The organism is Ruegeria marina, assembly GCF_900101475.1.
Lineage (GTDB): Bacteria > Pseudomonadota > Alphaproteobacteria > Rhodobacterales > Rhodobacteraceae > Ruegeria_B > Ruegeria_B marina.
Genome location: NZ_FMZV01000013.1, coordinates 54,912 through 73,787 on the forward strand (window position 1 = coordinate 54,912; position 18,876 = coordinate 73,787).

Here is an 18,876-nt window from a genome sequence, read left to right on the forward strand (position 1 = left end):
ACAACAACATGACAATTCAGCAAAAACCGGGCGTCAGCCGCCGCGCCTTCCTTGTCGGTGCAAGTACGGCAGGTGCAGCGGTCACCATGGGATGGGGTCTGCTCTCGCCAACCTCCGCCGATGTGCGCAGCATGATTTCACCCACGCTGTTCTTCGACATTCACGCAGATGAAAGCGTGGTGATCCACATCCAGAAGGCCGAAGTCGGTCAACACGTCGGCACCGCGCTGGCGCAGATCGTCGCGGACGAACTGGAAGTGGACTGGAAGAATGTTTCCATCGACTACATCGGCTTTGATCCGCGCCTTGGTCTGCATCTGACCGGTGGTTCGTGGTCGATCAACTGGACCTTTGATGCGCTGTCGCGCGCCGGCGCGTCCGGCCGGATCACCATGCTGGAAGCCGCGGCCGAGAAATTCGGCGGATCGCCCAGCGACTATACCGCAAAAAAGGGTGTCATCACCGGTAACGGGCATATGGTCACCTATGGCGCGCTGGTTGCGTCCGGCATCACCGCGCGCAGCTTCTCCGAAGAAGAGATGAAGGCGATCACGCTGAAGACAGCGGATCAGCGCCACTATGTTGGCACCAGCCTCGAAGCGCTTGATATCCCTGCCAAGTCGCGCGGTCAGGCCATGTATGGCATTGACGCAAAAGTGCCGGGCATGGTTGTCGCGACACCGCTGATCCCGGCCGTGCGCAACGGCGCGCGGGTAGTTTCGGTCGATGACAGCGAAGCCAAGTCGGTCAAGGGATATCACGGCTATCACGTCGCCGAAGGCGATGTGATCGAGCACTACTACACCGGTATCGTGCTGGCCGTCGCGGACACCTACTTTGCGGCCCGCAAGGCCGCCGAGCTGATCAAGGTCGAATACGATGTCGGCCCGAATGCCAAGTTGTCCCTCAAGGATCTGCGCGCCGAAAACCTGCGCCTGATCGAAAGCGGCGAGGCGGAATCGCACTTCCTCAAGGAAGGGGATGCCGAAGCGGCCATCGCCAATGCCGAAAGCAAGGTCGAAGCCATCTACGAAGTCGGTGTAAACCTGCACGGCGCTTTGGAACCGCAAACCTGTCTGGTCGACATTCAGGATGGGGTCTATCATGTCTATACCGGGACACAGATTCAGACCTTCATGGTCGAGGATCTGAAAAAACTCGGTATTCCGCAGGAAAACATCGTGGTGCACCAGCAGCTTCTGGGCGGATCGTACGGTCGGCGTCAGTATTCCGACCCGCATATCCTTGCGGCGATGGCAGCAAAGCAGTTTGGCAAGCCGGTCAAGGTCATCTACTCGCGCGAATTCGAACAGGTGATGGACTATTCGCGCCCGGTGAACGCTGTAAAGCTGACTGCGGGCCTGAACGGTGGCAAGATCGACGGAATGCGGGCCGCGAACGCCGGTTCTTACTTGATCCCGATCCTTGCTCCGCCTTTCATGGCACCGGACAAGACCGGCAAGGAAGGCGCTCCGATGCACGATCCCTTTGCGGTAAACGGGTTGGATCACTGGTATACGGTGCCAAACCAGACCGTTGTGACCTCGCTCAATCAGGTCGCACAATCCGCGTTGCCGCCGGGCGCGGTGCGGGCGGTAGGCCCGGGCTACCAGTATTTCGCGCTGGAAAGCTTTATCGACGAGATCGCGAACGAAATCGGCAAGGACCCGTTGTCGCTGCGTCTGGAACTGCTGGACGGAACCGGCAAGAACGCGGGTTCGGGTGCACAGCAGGATGGCGCGAAACGTCTGGCGGCGGTTCTGCGCGAAGCGGTCAACCGCTCCGGCTATGGCAAGCCGCTGCCGGCGGGTGAATCCATCGGTATTGCCTGTTCGGCACCGCAGGAACGCGCCTCGGCGATCTGGAACGCCTGCGCGGCCCATGTCGCGGTCGATGCTGAAACCGGCGAATTCGAGGTGAAGAAGCTGACGCTGGTGTCCGAACACGGCACGCTGGTGAACCCGCAGATGACCCGTGACCAGCTGATGGGGGCAGCCCTCTGGGGTCTGGCCTTTGCTGCGCTCGAAGATGTTCAGTTTGAGGATGGGCGATTGATCGCGGAGTCGTTCCAAGATATGAACCCGTTGCGTCAGGAGCACCTGCCGGAACTGGATCTGACCGTATTGGACAGCGGTCACTATCCGGTCGGCGTGGGCGAGGCCGGGGCCACCGTGATCGCACCCGCGATTGCCAACGCCATCTTCAAGGCGGTTGGTGCACGTGTTCGGTCGCTGCCGATCACGCCGGAGAAGGTCAAGGCCGCCATGTCGGCCTGACGCTAATAAGTCAAAGGGGCAATGCACATGTAGCGTTGCCCCAATAAGATGCCCCTAAGGGCTGAATACCAAGGGAGGAGAAAACCCATGAAGACCATTGCAACCGTCGCCGTGGCGGCATGTCTGACTGCCGGTGCCGTTCAGGCGCAGGAAGTGTTCGAGATGACGAGCGCTTTCGGAAAAAACCTGCCGATCCTGGGCACGGCCGGTGTCGATTTCGTCGACAAGATCAATGCAATTTCGAGCGAGGTTGAATTCAAGCATTACGATCCCGGTGAACTGGTGCCGACCTTGGAAGCGCTCGACGCGGTGTCGAACGGCTCGGTGGATGCGGCCTATACCACCTCGGGTTACTGGCAGGGCAAGATGGCGGCTGCCTCGCTTTTTGCCGCCGTGCCCTTTGGCCCGGAAGCGGGCGAGTTCCTGGGCTGGATGCTCTATGATGACGGCGCCGCGCTGTTTCAGCAGATGTATGACGAAAACGGCTATAACGTTAAGGTTCTGCCCTGCGGTGTGATCGCGCCGGAGACTTCGGGCTGGTTCAAGAACGAAATCAACTCGCTCAAGGATCTCGAAGGTCTGAACATGCGCTTCTTCGGCCTGGGCGCCGAGGTGATGCAGAAACTGGGCGTGTCGACCTCGCTGCTCGCGGGTGGCGACATCTTCCCGGCGCTGGAGCGCGGCGCGATTGACGCGACCGAGTTCTCGATGCCGCGTATCGATGCGCGTCTCGGCTTCCACCAGATTGCCAAGTACAACTACTTCCCCGGTTGGCACCAGCCCGCGACCCTGTTCGAACTCCTGATCAACAAGGATCGCTGGGAAGATCTGGACGAGTCCGCGCAGAAGCAGATCGAGATCGCCTGTCTCGCCAACATCACCACCAACTTCGCCGAGGGCGAGGCCACGAACTTCCCGGCCATGGTGGACAATGTCGAGAATAACGGCGTGACCATCAAGCAATGGACCCCCGAGCAACTGTCCGCGTTTGAAGCAGCCTGGAACGAGGTGGCCGGCGAACTGGCGGCCGAGGATGCCTTCTTCAAGAAGGTCTGGGATGACCTGAGCGAGTACCGTGAAGGCTACAAGACCTGGGGCAACACGATCTATCTGCCGCGTCCGCGCGACTGATCGGGCGGCGCTTCCGGCTGAGACGGGACAGGCCCGAATACGGGCCTGTCCCTTGCTGCACCCGCAAAACCGCACCTGCACATTATCGCTGCCGCGCCTGCGCGCGGTGAGGGGGACACATGCATGAAGAAGAAACAGTAATCGGGGGGGACGAGCCGAGCGTTGCGATCAATGATCCCGGCGAGATCGACCGGGGCGAGCATGGTCGTGGCGACAGGTTTGTCGTCAACCTGTCCAATGTGGTGGCCTGGCTTTTTCCCATCCTGATGATCGCCATCTGCGCCCAGGTCGTGCTGCGCCAGGCAGGCAACAACCAGGCCTGGCTGGACGATTTCCAGTGGTGGCTGTACGGCGCGGCGGTACTGGTGGGCGTGGCCTATGCGGTGACCACCAACAGCCATGTGCGCGTGGATATCTTCTATGACAATTTCGACCCCAGGCGCAAAGCACGCATCGACGTCTTTGCGCTGGCGTGGTGTTTCCTGCCCTTCGTGATCCTCAGCTGGGATGTGACGCTGGGCTATGCGATTTCCTCGGTGGTCGCCGATGAAGGCTCGGACAGCCCCAACGGGCTGCACAACCTTTGGATTCTCAAGGTGGTGCTGAACCTGTCCTTCGTTCTGATCGCGATGGCAACCTGGTCGATGTACAAACGCCGCCTAAAGGTGCTGACCGCGCCGACGCTGGGGCGCAAGCTGCTCTATGCCCTGCCGTCCACCATGTTCGCGATCAACCTCGCGGCCTATTACGCGATATACGTGTATCACTGGCTCACGTTGCCCGAGGGCGAAAACCCGCGCGCCATCGCGCGCAAACCGATCTTCGACGAGTTCGAGGCCGGGCCATGGGATATCAAGTACACCATCGTCATCACCGTGGTCCTGACGATCGTTGTTGTCGGTCTCGCGCTTCTGCGTGACGCACGGAGGGCGCGCTGATGCTGAGCTTTGTCGGTCAATTCCTGACGCTGAACGAGATCGCGGTGATCTTCATGTTCGGCGGTTTCATCGTCATGCTGTTTCGCGGCGTACCGGTGGCGATGGCGCTGGTGGGGATCAGCCTTATCTTCGTGCTGATCGCCGAATTCCTGCTCGATCCGTTCCGCGGGACCTTCCGCGATATCATCGATTTCAACCGCACCGGGATCGAATACCAGAAACTGCACGCCCTCTCGGGGCGGCTGTTTGGCTCGATCGTCAAGAACCCGGTGCTGGTGGCGCTGCCGATGTTCATCTTCATGGGGTTGATGCTGGACCAGTCCGGCGTGGCGCTCCGCATGATGCAGTCGATGCAGAAACTGTTCCGGGGGTTGCGCGGCGGGCTGTCGCTGACCGTGCTGCTGATCGGGATCATCCTTGCCGCCTCGACCGGGGTGATCGGCGCATCCGTCACGCTGCTTGGCGTGATGGCGCTGCCGCAGATGATGAACCAGAACTATTCCAAGCCCATCGCCACCGGCACCATCGCCTCGGCGGGGACGCTGGGCATCCTGATCCCGCCGTCGATCATGCTGGTGATCATGTCGGATCAGCTGGCCATCAGCCTTGGGGATCTGTTCATGGGCGCATTGTTCCCAGGGCTGTTGCTGGGCGCGCTTTATATCGTCTTCATCGTGATCTACGGCTTCATCAATCCCAAGGCGATGCCCGCGCCGGAGAAATCCGAGCATGTCGGCTGGCCGGTGGTCAAGGAGGTGCTGCTGGCGGTGGTGCCGCCGATGCTGCTGATCCTTCTGGTTCTGGGCTCGATCTTTGCGGGTTTCGCCACACCGACCGAAGCCTCGGGTCTGGGGGCGCTGGGGGCGACGCTGCTGGCGCTGGCCAACCGCAAGCTTGACCTGAAGGTGCTGGCCACTGTCAGCCGATCGACGCTGAATACCTCGGGCTATATCGTCGGCATCTTCCTCGCGGCGAACTTCTTTGCCTTCATCCTGCGGCGCTATGGCGGGGACGAGATCATCGAGCACATGGTGCTGAATGCCTTTGACGGGCACCCCTACTGGACCGTGGCGTTCATCCTGTTCATCGTGTTCCTGCTGGGTTTCCTGCTGGACTGGATCGAGATCACGATCATCATCATGCCGCTGATGCTGCCGGTGATCCTGTCGCTGAACTTGCCGATCGAAGGCTACGACACGGTCAATCAGCCGTCCGTCGTGTGGTTCGCGATCCTTGTGGCGGTCACATTGCAGACCAGCTTTCTGACGCCGCCGGTGGGTTTTGCGCTGTTCTACCTCAAGGGGGTCTGTCCGCCCGGCGTGTCGCTGAGCCACATCTACAAGGGCGTGATCCCCTTCGTCATGCTGCAGCTTCTGGGCCTGTTCATCGTCTTTGAATTCCCGGCCCTGGTGACATGGTTGCCGGCCTACGCCTATGGCACTCAATAATTAGATCGGGGATCTGCACATGAAAGACATCGTCATTGCTTCAGCCGCCCGTACCGCCATCGGCGATTTCGGTGGCGCGTTGAAGGACGTCAGCCCCACCGAACTGGGCATTGTAACCGCCCGCGCGGCCATCGCGCGGGCGGGGATCTCGGCCTCCGATGTGGGGCAGGCATTCTTTGGCAATGTTATCCATTCCGAAGCTCGCGACATGTACCTGTCCCGCACCATCGCGATGGGCGCTGGCGTGCCGGACAGCGCGCCTGCACTGACAGTCAACCGTCTTTGCGGCTCTGGGTTGCAGGCCATCGTGTCGGGCATACAGGCCATCGCCCTTGGGGATGCCGAGGTTGTTCTTGCCGGCGGGGCGGAAAGCATGAGCCGCGCGGGCTATCTGATACCTTCTGCGCGCTGGGGGCAAAAGATGGGGGATGCGCAGGCCATCGACATGATGACCGCGGTGCTTCACGATCCCTTCGGTCACGGCCATATGGGGATCACCGCCGAGAACGTGGCCGAGCGTCACGGGATCGACCGCGCGGCGCAGGACGCCTTTGCCGTCGAAAGCCACCGGCGCGCGGCGGCGGCCATCGCGGCGGGGCATTTCCGCGAGCAGATCGTGCCGGTGGTGCAACAGACCCGCAAGGGCGAGGTGGTGTTCGACACCGATGAACATGTGCGCGCGGATGCGAACCTTGAGGGCATGGCGGGCCTGCGGGCGGCATTCAGGAAGGACGGGACCGTGACGGCGGGCAATGCCTCGGGCATCAACGACGGCGCGGCCTCGCTCATCCTGATGAGTGCCGAGGCGGCAGAGCGCCTGGGCGTGACGCCACTGGCGCGCGTGGTTTCCTACGGTCATGCCGGGGTAGCACCCGAGGTGATGGGGCTGGGTCCGGTGCCCGCGATGCGTATCGCGCTCGGGCGGGCGGGGATCACGGCGGGGGACCTGGACGTGGTGGAAAGCAACGAAGCCTTCGCGGCCCAGGCCTGCGCCGTCACTGCGGAACTCGGGCTTGATCCGGCACGGGTCAACCCCAATGGCGGGGCTGTTGCGCTTGGCCATCCCATCGGGGCCAGCGGGGCGATCATTACCACCAAGCTGGTTTATGAAATGCGCCGAACGGGCGCCCGAAAGGGCGCGGCGACCATGTGTATCGGCGGCGGGCAGGGGATTGCCCTGATCGTCGAGGCGCTGTGAACGGAGGCGGCGGGTTCACATCGCGAACAAGGAGGCAACGCATGAAACCGGGGGTATTGCGGTGCTTATTCTGATGGTCGGTCCCGTGCTGGCGCAACAGCCGGTCACGGACGATGCCGACACAGGCGAAAGGCTCCGAAATGCAGGCTTTCGAGCTTGAGATTGCGCAGGGGCAGATCGACGATCTGCACGACAGATTGGGCCGGACCCGGCTGCCGGATCGCACGCCCGGCCCGGATTGGGCTTTTGGCACCGATCCGGACTGGTTGGCCGATCTGATCGGCTATTGGCGCGACAGGTTCGACTGGCGTGCCCAGGAGGCGGCGCTGAACGCCTTCGAACAGGTCATGCTGCCGCTGCACGGGATCGATCTGCACACCATCATCGCCAAGGGGCAGGGACCATCGCCCAGGCCGCTTCTGTTGCTGCATGGCTGGCCGGGATCGGTGTTCGAATTCCTCGACATCCTGCCGATACTCACCGATCCCGCGCGGTTCGGCGGCAGGCCGGAGGATGCCTTTACCGTGGTCGCCCCGTCGCTTCCGGGGTTCGGACTGTCCTTTGCGCCAGGGCAAAAGCGCTTCAGCGTCCAGGAAATGGCCGCGCTGTTTGCTGATCTGATGAGCGCATTGGGATACCCGCGGTTTGGCGTTCAGGGCGGCGATTGGGGCGCCTTCACGGGGTCGGCACTGGCCCTGCGCCATCCCGACCGGGTGACGGGGTTGCACCTGAACTACCTGCCCCTGCGGCCTGAGCCGTCGGAGTTCGAGCGGGAGGAAACCGCCTATGCGATCATCCAGGGCACCAAGCCGCAGACGCTGGCCTATGCCCTAACCGACTCGCCTGCCGGGCTGGCCGCCTGGATCGGCGAGAAATTCCACCGCTGGACAGATCACGGCGGCGACCCCTTTACTGCGGTCAGCCGCGACCGGATGCTGGCCAATATCTCGCTCTATTGGTTCACAGGTGCCATCGGCTCGTCGTTCTGGCCCTATTATGCGCGTTTGCATGGCGATTGGCCGGTGCCCGACGGTGCACAGGTCCGCGTGCCCATGGGCCATGCCGCCTTCCCGCGCGAAATCCGCAGGCCGGAACGGGAGGCTGCGGCGCAGATGTTCCCGGATATCCGCCGTTGGACCGGGATGGAGAAGGGCGGACATTTCGCCGCCATGGAGCAGCCCGCGGCGCTCGCGGCGGAGATCCGGGCCTTCTTTGCGGACCTGCCTGCTTAAAAACGTTCACCCGCAACAGTGTGCTGCGGGTGAAGTTGGCATGGAATCGGGGGCCCCGATTCAGTCGAACATGTCGGGCTGATCCTCGACCAGCTGGTTCCAGATGGTCTGGAAATGCAACCAGCCGATATACTCGCTGCCCACATGCTCGCGGCTATAGCGCGCCCGGCCTTCGGGGATGCGGATCGGCTCGATGCCGCTGGCGGCGATATCGAGCTGCTGCTTGCAGCAGCGCTCCAGAGCGATGAACCAGAAAGCCGCCGATTCAATAGAATGGCGCGATGCGGTGAGCAGCCCGTGGTTTTGGTGCAGCGCGGCCTTGACGCCCTTGAACGCCTTGGCCACGTCGGAACCCGCGTGATTTTCCACTGCCACCTGGCCGCCCTGTTCGCCGATCACCACGTGATCCTCGAAAAAGGCGCAGGCATCCTGGGTAATCGGGTCGATCGGCCGCCCGGTCGCGCACCAGGCGGTGCCATAGATGGTGTGCGCATGGCACATCGCGATGATGTCGGGATGTTCCTCGTGGACATTGGCGTGCAGCACAAAGCCAGCGCGGTTCACGGCGTAATTCCCCTCGATCACCTTGCCCGCATGATCGACGAGGATCAGGTTGGACATCCTGACCTTGTCGAAATGCACGCACATCGGGTTGGTCCAGTAAAGCTCCGGGCGTTCCGGATCCCGCACGGTCAGGTGGCCCGCAAAGCCATAGTCAAAGCCCTGCTGGGCAAAGGCGCGGCAGGCGGCGACAAGACGCTCCTTGCGATGGCGCCGTTCGTCTTCGACAGTGTCGAATTCAGGGATTTCGGGAAAGATCAGCCCTTCCTGTTCGGGCTGGTAGATCGAGATTCGGTTGCCAAGATCCAGCATGGCGGTCCTCCTGTTGCGCGATTTCGCGAATATTGAATGCAGCGCGTTTTTCGCTCAATGTCGTTGCGGCAATAACTGTTATCACAACTGCAATGACGGCATGATGCGCGACGACAGGCTGGTGGAAATGCGGGTGTTCCGCGCGGTGGTCGAGACCGGCGGTTTCAGCGCTGCGGCGCGCGTGCTGGAGGTCAGCCAACCCTTTGTCAGCCAGACGATCCAGCGGCTGGAGGCGCGCCTTGGCGCGACCTTGCTGCACCGGACGACGCGGGGCCACAGGGTGACGCCCGAGGGCGCGCGGTTTCTCGACATTGCCCGCCGGCTGCTGGCAACCATTGAAGAGGCGGAGGCGGAGTGGCAAAGCGATGCCGTCCGGATGGAGGGCTTGCTTCGCGTTTCGGCCCCCATCGCCTTCGGTCTTGACCGGGTCACACCGCTGATCCCGGAGTTTCTAGCCCGACACCCGGGCCTGTCGCTCGATCTTCGGCTCACCGATGACCACGAAAACCTGATCGAGGGCGGTATAGATGTGGCCATTCGCATGGGCGCCCTGCCCGATGCGAGCCTGATGCACCGCAAGCTGTGCCGGTTGCGGCGGTTGGTGGTGGCCGCACCCGGCCTGGTGGCGCGTCATGGATTGCCTGACTCCGTGGAGGACCTGTCCTCCATGCCCTGCCTCGCCTGGGACGCCAGCCGCGAGCACCTGAACCGCTGGCGCTTTGTTGACGGGGACAGAACCGTCACCTTCCACGCCAGGAGCCGCCTGCGGGGCAACCAGGGCATGTCGCTCTTCCAGATGTGTCTTGCCGGTATGGGCGCGATGCGCGTGGCCGAGCACCTGGCCAGCCCGGCGATAAGGGACGGGCGCCTGGTCCGGCTTTTGCCCGGCCTGCGGCCCGCCGACGACACGGCCATACAAGCGGTTTTCCTGCCGGAACGTCAGATTGTCCCGCGCATCCGCAGCTTCGTCGATTTCGCGGCTCGGGCCTTTCGGGCCCCGGACTGGGAAACGTGATCATTTCCGTGCTTCTGCAAGACGGCGTCCTGCATCGCCTGATTTCAGGTAACCGAAGGTTCCGCCTGCGCCACGAATGTCTCCTTCGAGGGACCGCCCTGCTGCATCCTGTGCCCAGGGGCGAAGATCTGCTTCGGGCCGGCTCTTTCATCTGCGGCCCGGACCCGGTAGAGGTTGCGGCATGACGACCCTGTATATAGATGCGGACGCCTGTCCGGTGAAAGCCGAGGCTGAGCGGGTTGCCACCCGCCATCGGCTGCGGATGGTGCTGGTATCGAACGGGGGGCTGCGCCCTTCGGCCAATCCGCTGGTCGAGGTGGTGGTGGTGCCCGAGGGACCGGATTTTGCCGACATGTGGATCGCCGAGCGTGCGGGGGCGGGGGACGTGGTCGTCACTGCTGATATTCCGCTGGCGGCGAAATGCGTGACGGCGGGGGCGCGGGTGCTGCGCCACAACGGCGAGGCCTTTACCCCGGCCAACATTGGCCAGCAGCTGGCCATGCGCGACCTCATGGCCGACCTGCGCGCCGCGAACCCGCTGGGCATGGCGGGCGGCGGCAAGCCGTTTTCGAAGGCGGATCGCTCGCGGTTCCTCGACGCGCTGGAACGCGAGATCAGGGCCGCCCTGCGTGACGGGCCATCGCGCGCAGCTCCGTGAGGGTTGCGGTTCTTGCGATCTGACAGGCACGGACGGCAGGTTTGTCTCGTGCGGGAGGCAGCACGCCGCGAACCTTTCGGGAGCCGGAGAGGTGGATCCCCCGGGGAGTCTTGCGAGGCTCCGCCTCGCGCTCCGGAGTATTTTGGACCAGAAAGAAGCGGTACCGGATTTGCCTCATTCCGAACCGGGTTCGGACTTTGACAGGACGGGGACGGAATGCAACGCTGTTGCCGAGATGCCGATTTGAACCACGCCTTTGGGCAATTTGTCAGATGACAATCAAACGCGTGCCCGTGCTTTGGATTGCCTTTTTCTGTTTGCGCTGGCTACAGGTGCCCGCGAGACCGCGCCGCAGGATGCGGCGCCGAATGCCGTTCTGATCCGGGGTGCAAGGATTTTAACGAGTTGTTCGCCGGACCTGATCCGGGGACAGGACGTCTATGTCGCCGGCAAGCTGATCTCGCGCATCGGGGCGGGACTGGAGCCGCCCGCTCTTGCGACCGTCATCGAGGTGAATGGGCGGGTGCTGGCGCGCGGGCTGATCGACGCGCGGGCACGGAAAATCCGCCACGGCCACGATCGCCAAGCTCATGAAGATGTCTGGCTCGGCTTGCAGCCGTTTCTGGATGACGGGGATGCGCCGCCACTGAACGAATTTCAGAAGGCCAAGTACAAGTGCGTCACCGACGGTACCGCGAGTCGCGCGACCCTCGGGTATCGGTTCTGCGCTTGCCCCTGCCGGCCGTTTCGGACACTGGTGTGCGGGCAGGCGAGGGAGCGGGTCGATGAGCGGCGAGGTCAGGGTGAACGTGCTGGGCCTGTTGGCCGCGATGGGGGCCGGGATCTGCTTTTCCGTCATCGACGTGGTGTTCAAGTTCTTTTCCGGCGACTATCCGCTGTATCAGATGGTGCTGATCCGGTCAGTGGTGGCGATGGTGGTGCTGCTGGCAGTCTTCGTGCCGCTGGAGGGCGGGGTGCAGGTGCTGCGGACGCGGCAGCCGCGCCTGCACATGGCGCGCAGTTTCGCGGTGCTCTGCGCGAACCTGTTCTTTTTCACCGGGCTGGCGGTCATGCCGCTGGCCGAGGCGGTGGCCATCGCCTTTGCCACGCCGCTGATCGTGACCGCGTTGTCTGTCCTGTTCCTGCGCGAGAGGGTGGGGCCGTGGCGTTGGGGCGCGGTGTTTGTCGGGTTCCTCGGTGTGCTGGTGATCATGCAGCCGGGGACCGAGGCGTTTCAGCCTGCGGCGGTGCTGCCCTTGCTGGGGGCCTGCGGTTATGCCTCGCTGCATGTGCTCACGCGCCGGGCGGGCGGGGCGGATCGGGGTGCGACGCTGACCTTTTATCCTCTGCTGGCCTTTCTGGTGGTCAGCGCGCTGGTGGGGCTGACGCTCGGTGACGGACGGCTGGCGGGGAGCGACAGCGCGGCGCTGGATTTCATCCTGCGGGCCTGGCGCTGGCCGGAGCCGGAGCACTGGAAATTCTTTCTGGCGATGGGGGTGGCCGGTTCGGTCGGCGGCTACCTGACGGCGCAGGCCTACAGGCTGTGCGAGGCGGGACTGGTGGCGCCGTTCGAATACATCGCGATGCCGATGGCGGTGCTCTGGGGCGTGCTGATTTTCGGCGAATGGCCCGACAGGGCGGTCTGGGCCGGTTCCGGCTTGATCATCGGCGCAGGTCTTGTTTCAGTCTGGCGCGAGACCCGGCGCGGCCGTACCCCGACCCGTCCGCGCCCCAGATCACAAAGCTGAGGAACACACTATGCCCATCGAGGCCGTCATCTTCGACATCGGCAACGTGCTGATCGAGTGGCAACCGGAACGCTATTACGACCGCACCATCGGCCCGGACCGTCGGCGTGCCATGTTCGCCGAGGTCGATCTGCACGGGATGAACGACCTGGTGGACCAGGGGCATCATTTCACCGATACGATCTATGCCTGGGCCGAGAAACATTCCGCCTGGCGCGACGAGATCCGGGCCTGGCACGATAGCTGGATTGAACTGGCCGCGCCCGAGATTCCGCATTCGGTGCGCCTCATGCGCGCGCTCAGGGCAAAGGGTGTGCCAGTGTTTGCGCTGACCAATTTCGGGGTGCAGAATTTCGACTATGCCTGCACGGTCTATCCGTTCCTGACCGAGTTCGACCGGGCCTATGTCTCGGGACGGATGCGGATGGTGAAGCCGCACGCACCGATCTATGCCGCGGTCGAGGCCGATTGCGGGCTGGCGCCGGACAGGCTGCTGTTTGCCGACGACCGGATCGACAATATCGACACCGCCCGCGTCCGTGGCTGGCAGGTGCATCATTTCACCGGGCCTCAGGGCTGGGCCGCGCGCCTGGTGGCCGAAGGGCTTTTGACCGAAGGAGAGGCCGCATGAGCATTACCTATATTCCCTTTGCCGAGGGCGAGGCCAAGCTGGACTGGCTGGAACTGACCCGCGCGCTGGCCGATGGGCATAGCTTGCCCAAGGCGGAAATCGGCGACACGTTCCTCTATCGCGATCCCGACACGATGCTGACGCGGTCCGCCTGGATCGACGGGCTGGGGATCGCGGTCAAGACCGCCAATATCTTTCCGCGCAATCCCGAGCGGGGAGATCCGATGATCAACGGGGCGGTAAACCTTTACAGCGATCACGACGGGGCGCTGTCGGCACTGGTCGATTTCCACCTGGTGACCAAGTGGAAGACGGCAGGCGACAGCCTGCTGGCGGCGTTGCGGCTGGCCGATCCTGATGCGCGCGAGGTGCTGGTGGTGGGTGCGGGCACCGTGGGCCTGTCGCTGTGCGAGGCGTTCGGGGCGGGGTTCCCCAAGGCGCGCCTGAAGATGTGGAACCGCACCCGGTCCAAGGCCGAGGAGGTGGCGGCGCGCTATGAGGGGCTGGAGGTGGTCGACGATCTGGCGCAGGCGGTGAACCGGGCCGACATCATCGTCACCGCCACCATGTCGAGCGAGCCGGTCATTCGCGGCGAATGGCTGCGCCCCGGTCAGCACCTGAACCTGATCGGCGCCTATCGGCCCGACATGCGCGAGGCCGATGACGAGGCGATGCGCCGGGCGCGCATCTTCGTGGACAGTTTCGACACCACGCTCGACCATATCGGAGAGCTGATGATGCCGCTGGCCGACGGGGTGATCGCCCGGTCGGATGTGCTGGCGGATTTCTATAATCTGGACGCGTTCAAGGCGGACCGGGACGATATTACCCTGTTCAAGAACGGTGGCGGCGCGCATCTGGACCTGATGACGAGCCGTTACATACTCGACAAGTGGCAGGAACAGGGGTGACTGGTCCTGGCCCGTGTATCTCAATGGGCAGGAAATAATTGAAATTTCTCGGGAAATGCGTTTGAATGGAAAAGTTGCAACTGTGAACCCCGCAGGGGGTGGCATTGCAGTACCCGGAAACGGACCGCCAACAGCCGGTCGGAAACAGGAGGGGACATGTTCCGTAAAATCGTTATTCCCGTTGATCTTGCCCATGCCGAACGGCTGGACAGGGTGCTGCGGATCGGTGCCGACCTTGCCCGGCATTACAAGGCCGAGCTCTGCTTTCTTGGCGTCACCACGACCACGCCGGGGCCCGTCGCCCGGACGCCCGAAGAGTTTGGGCAGAAACTCGAAGCCTTTGCGCAAGAGCAGTCAGCGCAGCATGGCGTGACCACGTCGAGCATCGCGCTTGTCGATCACGATCCCTCGGTGCAGTTGGACAGGACGCTGCTGGAGGCGACGGAGAACTCGGGCGCAGACCTGGTGGTGATGGCGACCCATCTGCCCAATGTGACCGATTACATCTGGTCCGGCCACGGTGCCTATCTGGCTACGCATTCCGAAGCATCTGTGATGCTGGTCCGTGGCTGACGATTTCTGTTCTGGAGTTTGACGAAAGGAGGCCACCCATGGCCGACCAATCGAATGAAATGTCCGAGGGGATTCCCAGCCCCGAGGGCGCTGCGCACATCATTGAGACCGAGTACGAAATCGGTCAGGACAACCTGGAAGGCAGTGTCGGTCCGTTCGGGTTCGATATTCACAACCCCGTCTTCCTGATCTCGGGCATGTGCATTGTCGCCTTCGTCTTTTATGCGCTTGCCCTGCCGGATCAGGCAGGGGCACTGTTTTCCTGGTTGTTCAGCGCGGTGACCAAGGGGTTTGACTGGTTCTTCCTCGGGGCGGCGAACATCTTTGTCATCTTCTGCCTGCTGTTGATCGTGACGCCCTTGGGCAATGTGCGGCTGGGCGGCACCGCGGCGACACCGGATTACAGCTATGTCGGCTGGTTCGCGATGCTGTTCGCGGCCGGCATGGGCATCGGTCTGATGTTCTATGGCGTGGCGGAACCAATGAGCCATTTCTCGTCCTCGATGGGCGGCACCGCTGCCGAGAACGGCGTGCGCACCGACTGGGCGCCGTTGGGCGCCGCGGCAGAGGATCAGGCTGCGGCGATGCGGCTGGGCATGGCGGCGACGATCTTTCACTGGGGGCTGCACCCTTGGGCGATCTATGCCGTGGTGGCGCTGGCGCTGGCGCTGTTCAGCTATAACAAGGGCCTGCCGCTGACGATCCGTTCGGCGTTCCATCCGATCTTTGGCGATGCGGTCTGGGGCTGGGTCGGTCATGTGATCGACACGTTGGCGGTGTTTGCCACGCTGTTCGGGCTCGCCACCTCGCTGGGATTCGGGGCGACACAGGCCAATGCGGGGCTGAACGAACTGTTCGGCATCCCCGTTGGCCCCACGACCGAGGTGATCCTGATCTCGGTGATCACCGCAATTGCGCTGGTGTCGGTGCTGCGGGGTCTGGATGGGGGCGTCAAGGTTCTGTCCGAGATCAACATGGGGCTGGCGTTTCTGCTCTTGATCTTCGTGCTGCTGGTCGGGCCGACCGTGTTCCTGCTGACGCTGTTTGCGGATTCGCTTTTGGCCTATTTCCAGTTCCTGCCGGCGCTCTCCAACCCGGTCGGGCGCGAGGACGTCAACTTCAGCCAGGGCTGGACCTCGTTCTACTGGGCATGGTGGATCAGCTGGTCGCCTTTTGTCGGCATGTTCATCGCCCGTGTCAGCCGGGGCCGGACGGTGCGTGAATTCGTGGTTTGCGTTCTGCTGATCCCGTCGCTGGTCTGTGTGCTGTGGATGTCGGTGTTTGGCGGTACCGCGCTCTATCAGGTGGTCAATGAAGGCTACACAGCCGCGCAGGATGCGTCGCTGGAACTGAAGCTGTTCAAGATGCTCGACATGCTGCCGCTGGCCGGGATCACCTCGCTGGTGGGGATCGTTCTGGTGATCGTGTTCTTCGTCACCTCGTCGGACTCCGGCTCGCTGGTGATCGACACGATCACGGCGGGCGGCAAGGTCGATGCACCGGTGCCACAGCGCGCGTTCTGGTGCATCTTTGAAGGCGCGGTCGCAATCGTGCTGCTGCTGAGCGCGGGCGGGTTGCAATCGCTGCAATCCATGGTGATCTCGACCGGCTTGCCGTTCACCGTGGTGCTGTTGCTGATGTGCTGGGCAATCTACAAGGGCCTGATGAGCGAACGCCGAGCCCAGTAGCGCGACGGTCAGGGGCTGGTCGTGAGGGCGTTTGCGGCCTCGTCGATCAACCATTGGCGGACTGCGCGCACGGGTTTGCGCCGGTGCGCGCGGCTGTTGACGGCAAGGTAGTAGCCGCCAAAGGGCAGCGCCACCGGGGCAAGCTCGACCAGCGCGCCCGACCGGCGTTCGGGCTCGCACAGGTTCTCGTCCATCAGCACGGCGCCGAGACCGGAGACCGCCGACTGGATCGCCAGCAGCGCGCTGAGCGGATGGGGCAGGTCGAGCGGCGGAAGCTCGGCCAGCCCCGCCTGTGCGAACCACGCAGGCCAGAGGCGGAAGGTCGCTTCCTCGATCAGCGGGCCACGGGCCAGCGCGGCAAGGTCGAGCCGCCCATCCGCCATCGGCGCGAAACCGGGCGCGGCATAGGCGTGGACCATGGAGTGCAGCAGCAGGTCGTAGCCCTGCGGCGGCTCGGATCGCAGGTAACGCAGCCCGATGTCGAAATCATGCGCCTCGATATCCATGACCTGGGTGCTGACGGAGATTTCGAGACTGATGTCGGGATGCAGCGCCCGGAGCTTGCCCAACCGGGGGACCAGCCATTTCTGGGCGATGGTGCTTTCGGTTGTCAGCGTCACCTTGCCCTGCGGCGGGACCGAAAGCGCCTCGGTCGCCTCGGTGATGAGATCGAAGGCCGGGGTAATCTGCGCCAGGTAGGCGCGGCCCTGATCGGTGAGCTCGACGCCGGTGTTACGGGTGCGGAAGAGATGCACGTTGAGCCGCTGCTCCAGCCCCCGGACATGCCGCGAGATCGCGGAATGCGACACGTTGAGCTCGGCGGCGGCCCGGGTGAAGCTGCCCAGCCTGCCGGCCGCCTCGAAGGCGCGCAGGGCGTTCAGCGGGGGCAGGACACGGGGCATGGTCCTTTGTGACTTTTTGGAACAATGGCTGTCAAGGAACGGCGTTTGAGAGGCCGCGCCGGACGGGCGCAAGATGGGGTCAGGTCATCGACGGAGGTTTGACATGGCACATCTGGATCATCGGACGGGCATCGTTGTTCAAGTTTCGTCCCGGCATGTCGCGGGACTATTCCGGGGTTTGGGCCGCCGGTTGTTGGGCGGTTTCAGGGTAAATTTTCGCTCCGCACCGGGTGTGGAGCATCTGTCGGCCAGGTTGCGCCGGGATGCGGGGCTGGACGAGCAAGGTGCGAAGTGGGAGGCGGCGCGCAAGGCGCCGCTGATCCGGGGGTGATCCTAGGCGGGCACCGCTACCGTTCTGTTCTCGCGGATTGGCAGGTGGACGATGGCGCTGAAGGCACCGACGCCGACCCCGATCCACCAGACCATGGTGTAATCGCCATAGAGGTCGTACATCCGTCCACCCAGCCAGACGCCGAGGAACCCGCCCAGCTGGTGGCTGAGGAAGATGATGCCATAGAGCGTGCCCATGTAGCGCAGCCCGTAGAGATGCGCGACAAGGCCCGAGGTCAGCGGCACGGTGGCAAGCCAGAGCGACCCCATCGCCACCGAGAACAGGATCACCGACAGCGGTGTGATCGGCAGAAGGATGAACGCGGCCCCGATCACCGTGCGGGCGGTATAGATGCCGGCCAGCAGGTATTTCTTGGGGAAGTGCTTGCCCGCCCAGCCCGCCGTCAGCGTGCCCGCGATATTGGCCAGCCCCACCAGCGAGATTGCCACCGCGCCGAGCGCGGAGGTGGTGGTGATTCCCATCGAATGCAGCACGCCACCGGGCAGGATCGGCCCACACATCTCGGTCACGAAGGCGGGGAAATGCGCGGTGATGAACGACAGCTGGTAGCCGCAGCTGAAAAAGCCCAGAAAGATCAGCGTATAGGACGGGTCGCGAAAGGCGCGGGACAGGATCTGGCTCATGCTCTCTTGCAGCTCGGCCTTGCTGACGGGTTCTGGCGCGCGCAGCATCGGCAGGGTCAGGACCAGCGCCAGGACCGCCACCGCAAAGACGATGAACACCTGTTGCCAGGGCAGGAAGGTCAACAGCCATTCCGCCGTGGGCGCGCCGATCACCTGTCCGACGCTGCCGGCGGCGGTGATGAGGGCGAGGCTCATCGAGCGGTTCTCGTCGCTGGAGGCGCGGGCAACCACCGCGAGGATCACGCCAAAGCCGGTGCCCGCGATACCGAAACCCACCGCCCAGGCGTAGATCTGATGCTCCAGCGGTGTGGTCGACCAGGCGCTGAGCACCATGCCGCCAGCGTAAAGGAGCGCGCCGAGGAAGATCGCCTTGCGGTCGCCGATCTTTTCCGAGATCGCGCCAAAGATCGGCTGGCCGATCCCCCAGGCGAGGTTCTGGATGGCGATGGCCAGCGAGAAATCGGAGCGCAGCCAGCCGAATTCCTGTGCGATCGGGATCTGGAACACGCCGAACGAGGCGCGGACAGCAAAGCTGATGGTGATGATGATGCAGCTGACGATCAGGATCGGATTGATCAGGCGGGCCGAGCGGTCCATTGGCGGTCTCCGGAGTATTGCCCGGCGGACCCTAAACCCAAACGCGGCGGCGTCAATTCAGGAGTTCTGCAGGCATCATTCA

17 protein-coding genes are annotated in these 18,876 nt (G+C 63.4%); 14 read left to right on the forward strand and 3 right to left on the reverse strand.

Going from position 1 to position 18,876, the window contains the following annotated elements; translation table 11 throughout:
- The first annotated feature begins 8 nt into the window (after positions 1-8).
- The 6 genes from BLT75_RS16755 (at position 9) to BLT75_RS16780 (ending at position 8,223) form a co-directional block, all read left to right on the forward strand.
- Positions 9-2,276 carry a xanthine dehydrogenase family protein molybdopterin-binding subunit gene (locus BLT75_RS16755; RefSeq protein ID WP_093034355.1) on the forward strand — a complete coding sequence of 756 codons (2,268 nt, stop codon included), beginning with the start codon at positions 9-11 and terminating at the stop codon, positions 2,274-2,276.
- 87 nt (positions 2,277-2,363) lie between these two features.
- Positions 2,364-3,407: a TRAP transporter substrate-binding protein gene (locus tag BLT75_RS16760; RefSeq protein WP_093034358.1), complete on the forward strand. Its 1,044-nt coding sequence runs from the start codon at positions 2,364-2,366 to the stop codon at positions 3,405-3,407.
- A 119-nt stretch (positions 3,408-3,526) separates the two neighbouring features.
- On the forward strand, positions 3,527-4,345 hold the full coding sequence (locus BLT75_RS16765) for a TRAP transporter small permease subunit (protein WP_093034361.1): 819 nt from the start codon (positions 3,527-3,529) through the stop codon (positions 4,343-4,345).
- Positions 4,345-5,793, forward strand: a complete 1,449-nt coding sequence (locus BLT75_RS16770) for a TRAP transporter large permease (protein WP_093034364.1) — start codon at positions 4,345-4,347, stop codon at positions 5,791-5,793. The genes BLT75_RS16765 and BLT75_RS16770 overlap by 1 nt, the downstream gene beginning before the upstream one ends.
- Positions 5,794-5,812: 19 nt before the next feature.
- On the forward strand, positions 5,813-6,991 hold the full coding sequence (gene bktB, locus BLT75_RS16775; protein WP_093034366.1) for a beta-ketothiolase BktB: 1,179 nt from the start codon (positions 5,813-5,815) through the stop codon (positions 6,989-6,991).
- 113 nt (positions 6,992-7,104) lie between these two features.
- Positions 7,105-8,223: an epoxide hydrolase family protein gene (locus tag BLT75_RS16780; RefSeq protein WP_218128958.1), complete on the forward strand. Its 1,119-nt coding sequence runs from the start codon at positions 7,105-7,107 to the stop codon at positions 8,221-8,223.
- Positions 8,224-8,283: 60 nt separating this feature from the next.
- On the opposite strand, the gene BLT75_RS16785 is transcribed toward BLT75_RS16780, so the two are convergent.
- Complete coding sequence (locus BLT75_RS16785) at positions 8,284-9,096, reverse strand: class II aldolase/adducin family protein (RefSeq protein WP_093034372.1); 813 nt, start codon at positions 9,094-9,096, stop codon at positions 8,284-8,286.
- Positions 9,097-9,199: 103 nt separating this feature from the next.
- Here BLT75_RS16785 and BLT75_RS16790 point away from each other — a divergent pair, with 103 nt between their 5' ends.
- From BLT75_RS16790 to BLT75_RS16830, 7 genes are all read left to right on the forward strand, one after another.
- Entirely contained in the window at positions 9,200-10,111 is a 912-nt protein-coding gene (locus BLT75_RS16790) for a LysR family transcriptional regulator (protein ID WP_093034617.1), read from the forward strand.
- A 181-nt stretch (positions 10,112-10,292) separates the two neighbouring features.
- The gene (locus BLT75_RS16800; RefSeq protein ID WP_093034378.1) at positions 10,293-10,769 is read left to right on the forward strand and encodes a YaiI/YqxD family protein; all 477 of its coding nucleotides are present in this window, start codon (positions 10,293-10,295) and stop codon (positions 10,767-10,769) included.
- A 785-nt stretch (positions 10,770-11,554) separates the two neighbouring features.
- Entirely contained in the window at positions 11,555-12,517 is a 963-nt protein-coding gene (locus tag BLT75_RS16810) for a DMT family transporter (RefSeq protein WP_093034384.1), read from the forward strand.
- Positions 12,518-12,527: 10 nt separating this feature from the next.
- Entirely contained in the window at positions 12,528-13,148 is a 621-nt protein-coding gene (locus BLT75_RS16815; protein ID WP_093034387.1) for an HAD family hydrolase, read from the forward strand.
- Positions 13,145-14,059: an ornithine cyclodeaminase family protein gene (locus tag BLT75_RS16820; protein ID WP_093034390.1), complete on the forward strand. Its 915-nt coding sequence runs from the start codon at positions 13,145-13,147 to the stop codon at positions 14,057-14,059. Before BLT75_RS16815 ends, BLT75_RS16820 begins: the two co-directional genes overlap by 4 nt.
- A gap of 156 nt (positions 14,060-14,215) precedes the next feature.
- The gene (locus BLT75_RS16825; protein ID WP_093034393.1) at positions 14,216-14,632 is read left to right on the forward strand and encodes a universal stress protein; all 417 of its coding nucleotides are present in this window, start codon (positions 14,216-14,218) and stop codon (positions 14,630-14,632) included.
- Between the two features lie 38 nt (positions 14,633-14,670).
- The gene (locus tag BLT75_RS16830; protein WP_093034396.1) at positions 14,671-16,320 is read left to right on the forward strand and encodes a BCCT family transporter; all 1,650 of its coding nucleotides are present in this window, start codon (positions 14,671-14,673) and stop codon (positions 16,318-16,320) included.
- 8 nt (positions 16,321-16,328) lie between these two features.
- Here BLT75_RS16830 and BLT75_RS16835 read toward each other — a convergent pair whose 3' ends face one another.
- Positions 16,329-17,222: a LysR substrate-binding domain-containing protein gene (locus tag BLT75_RS16835; protein ID WP_093034399.1), complete on the reverse strand. Its 894-nt coding sequence runs from the start codon at positions 17,220-17,222 to the stop codon at positions 16,329-16,331.
- Between the two features lie 103 nt (positions 17,223-17,325).
- On the opposite strand from BLT75_RS16835, the gene BLT75_RS24130 reads away from it, so the two are divergent.
- The gene (locus BLT75_RS24130; RefSeq protein WP_143028587.1) at positions 17,326-17,553 is read left to right on the forward strand and encodes a hypothetical protein; all 228 of its coding nucleotides are present in this window, start codon (positions 17,326-17,328) and stop codon (positions 17,551-17,553) included.
- A 2-nt stretch (positions 17,554-17,555) separates the two neighbouring features.
- Here the strand turns inward: BLT75_RS24130 and BLT75_RS16840 are convergent, their stop codons facing one another.
- Complete coding sequence (locus BLT75_RS16840) at positions 17,556-18,794, reverse strand: MFS transporter (RefSeq protein ID WP_093034402.1); 1,239 nt, start codon at positions 18,792-18,794, stop codon at positions 17,556-17,558.
- Positions 18,795-18,876: the final 82 nt, after the last annotated feature.

Coding starts and splice junctions, on each gene's coding strand:
- BLT75_RS16830 (WP_093034396.1), top strand. CDS start 14,671: ATGGCCGACCAATCGAATGAAATGTCCGAGGGGATTCCCAGCCCCGAG.
- bktB (WP_093034366.1), top strand. CDS start 5,813: ATGAAAGACATCGTCATTGCTTCAGCCGCCCGTACCGCCATCGGCGAT.
- BLT75_RS16840 (WP_093034402.1), bottom strand. CDS start 18,794: ATGGACCGCTCGGCCCGCCTGATCAATCCGATCCTGATCGTCAGCTGC.
- BLT75_RS16820 (WP_093034390.1), top strand. CDS start 13,145: ATGAGCATTACCTATATTCCCTTTGCCGAGGGCGAGGCCAAGCTGGAC.
- BLT75_RS16760 (WP_093034358.1), top strand. CDS start 2,364: ATGAAGACCATTGCAACCGTCGCCGTGGCGGCATGTCTGACTGCCGGT.
- BLT75_RS16790 (WP_093034617.1), top strand. CDS start 9,200: ATGCGCGACGACAGGCTGGTGGAAATGCGGGTGTTCCGCGCGGTGGTC.
- BLT75_RS16800 (WP_093034378.1), top strand. CDS start 10,293: ATGACGACCCTGTATATAGATGCGGACGCCTGTCCGGTGAAAGCCGAG.
- BLT75_RS16810 (WP_093034384.1), top strand. CDS start 11,555: ATGAGCGGCGAGGTCAGGGTGAACGTGCTGGGCCTGTTGGCCGCGATG.
- BLT75_RS16770 (WP_093034364.1), top strand. CDS start 4,345: ATGCTGAGCTTTGTCGGTCAATTCCTGACGCTGAACGAGATCGCGGTG.
- BLT75_RS24130 (WP_143028587.1), top strand. CDS start 17,326: ATGGCACATCTGGATCATCGGACGGGCATCGTTGTTCAAGTTTCGTCC.
- BLT75_RS16835 (WP_093034399.1), bottom strand. CDS start 17,222: ATGCCCCGTGTCCTGCCCCCGCTGAACGCCCTGCGCGCCTTCGAGGCG.
- BLT75_RS16825 (WP_093034393.1), top strand. CDS start 14,216: ATGTTCCGTAAAATCGTTATTCCCGTTGATCTTGCCCATGCCGAACGG.
- BLT75_RS16815 (WP_093034387.1), top strand. CDS start 12,528: ATGCCCATCGAGGCCGTCATCTTCGACATCGGCAACGTGCTGATCGAG.
- BLT75_RS16785 (WP_093034372.1), bottom strand. CDS start 9,096: ATGCTGGATCTTGGCAACCGAATCTCGATCTACCAGCCCGAACAGGAA.
- BLT75_RS16755 (WP_093034355.1), top strand. CDS start 9: ATGACAATTCAGCAAAAACCGGGCGTCAGCCGCCGCGCCTTCCTTGTC.
- BLT75_RS16780 (WP_218128958.1), top strand. CDS start 7,105: ATGCCGACACAGGCGAAAGGCTCCGAAATGCAGGCTTTCGAGCTTGAG.
- BLT75_RS16765 (WP_093034361.1), top strand. CDS start 3,527: ATGCATGAAGAAGAAACAGTAATCGGGGGGGACGAGCCGAGCGTTGCG.